This is a genomic window from Bradyrhizobium sp. CCBAU 11434, assembly GCF_028128895.1.
Lineage (GTDB): Bacteria > Pseudomonadota > Alphaproteobacteria > Rhizobiales > Xanthobacteraceae > Bradyrhizobium > Bradyrhizobium zhengyangense.
This window is the reverse complement of sequence record NZ_LBJX01000002.1, coordinates 267,301-268,598: the sequence shown is the minus strand read 5'-3', so window position 1 is coordinate 268,598 and position 1,298 is coordinate 267,301. Positions and strand designations below refer to the sequence as shown.

Below are 1,298 nucleotides of genomic sequence, written 5' to 3'. Positions count from 1 at the left end.
ACGGGGGTCGAAGCCGTCGAGAAGGTCAGAGCCGTCGTCAGCGTACCGCCGATCGCGCCACCCGCCGACGTCGAACCAAGCGTCGAGGACGCGTAGTCGTTGGTGGTCGAGATCGTCAGCAGGCCGTTGGCGTCGATCGTCGCAGACAGGTTGTTGGCCTGCAGCTGCGTGTTGAGCTGATCAAGCGTCTTGACCGTGCCGTTGGTGCCGTCGCCGAACGTGACGTTGACCGCCGTGCCGCCATTGAAGGAGGTGAAGGTCAGGGTCTTGCCGTTGATGCCGCCGGTGCCGGAGGTACGCGCCGCGGTGAAGGCCGACGACGTGCCGGTGTTGCCGGCCAGACCCAGCGATTGCAGCGCATTGCCGGTGCCGGTGATCGACAGATCGGCATTGACGCCGGTCGAGACCTTCAGCTGGCCCGAGGCGTTGATCGACGAAGCCGTCTGACCGGAAGCGGTCGCAAGCGTACCGCCGCCGCTGCCATTGAGCGTGAAGGTCTGCACGCCCGTGGCGAAGTCAACCGCCTTCAGCACGTCGGTGATCGACGCGCTCTGCAGATAGACCGTCGAGTTGCCGTTGCCGTCAGTGACGACGTTGCCGGACACGCCTTGGGTCGAAGGCAGCGAAGAGGCACCGGGCGTCGGGCCATCCTTGAAGGTGATGACATGGCCATCGACGTTCAGGGTCGAACCCGACGAGATGAAGGACGACAGGGTCGTCGAGCTCGTGGTGCGGGTCGCCGAGACCGTCACACTGCCTGCGCCCGTCGCACCGGTGAGACCGAGGGCCTTCAGGATGTCGGCCTTGCCGGTCACGCTCAGGTCGGAACCGGTGGTGCTTTGCAACTTCAGCGCGCCGCCGCCCGTGACGGTAGACGCGGTCTGCCCGGCGTTGAGCGTGAGGGTGCCGGCAACGTTGCTCTGCACGCCGCTGGCGAGATCGACGGCGGTCAGCACGTCACCGATCGAAGCCTTCGTGGTGGAGCCGAGGTAAACCGACACGTTGCCGCTGCTGTCGGTGAAGACGTTACCGGTCGTGACGCCAGCAGACGCCGCAACTTGAGTGAGGCCCGTCGGCGCCGTGGTCGGCGCATCGCCCGCAACGAACGTCACGGTCTTGCCGTTGACGGTGAGCGTGTCACCAGCCGCAACGCCGGCGTTCGCGTCGCCCGCAGCCGCACCGTTCAGGAGCTTGGCCGCAGTCGTCGCAGCGTTGATGACGGATCCCGTGTCGGCGCCCGAAACGCCGCCCAGCGTGGTGCCGGTAACAGCAGCCGTCGCGCCACCCGCAGCGCCGCT

1 protein-coding gene is annotated in these 1,298 nt (G+C 66.9%); it reads right to left on the bottom strand.

Annotated features, from left to right (window positions below; translation table 11 throughout):
• The coding region (locus XI06_RS03420; protein ID WP_271604684.1) for a DUF1522 domain-containing protein at positions 1-1,298 on the bottom strand (1,298 nt) is incomplete at both ends.